This window comes from Deinococcus rhizophilus (genome assembly GCF_030271215.1).
In the GTDB taxonomy this organism is placed as follows: Bacteria; Deinococcota; Deinococci; order Deinococcales; family Deinococcaceae; genus Deinococcus; species Deinococcus rhizophilus.
Genome location: NZ_JASNGB010000143.1, coordinates 1 through 282, shown reverse-complemented (window position 1 = coordinate 282; position 282 = coordinate 1). Strand labels below are relative to the sequence as shown.

The window sequence follows — 282 nt, the reverse complement described above, 5'->3', positions numbered from 1 at the left end:
GGGCGGTGCGGCTGGCGGCGGGCCGGGTGGAGGAGGAGCGTGGAGCGTAGAGCCTGGGCCGCAGGCGAGGACAGCCCCTCCCCCACCCCGGTTCACCGTCCCCGGTCGACTGTCCTGACCGTCGCCGCCAAGGACCTGCGGGTGGCCGGGCGCACCCGCGACACGCTGCTCGCCACCGCCTTTTTCGCCGGGCTGGTGCTGCTGGTGCTGGGGCTGGCGCTGGGTGGGGACACGGCGGGGCGCACGCCCACCCAGACGGCGGGCTTGGCGGCGGGGGCCGTG

At 77.7% G+C, this 282-nt stretch carries 1 protein-coding gene; it reads left to right on the top strand.

Annotated features, from left to right (window positions below; translation table 11 throughout):
- Positions 1–39: 39 nt before the first annotated feature.
- On the top strand, positions 40–282 hold a 243-nt coding region (locus tag QOL99_RS12970), incomplete at its 3' end, for a heme exporter protein CcmB (protein ID WP_285524410.1).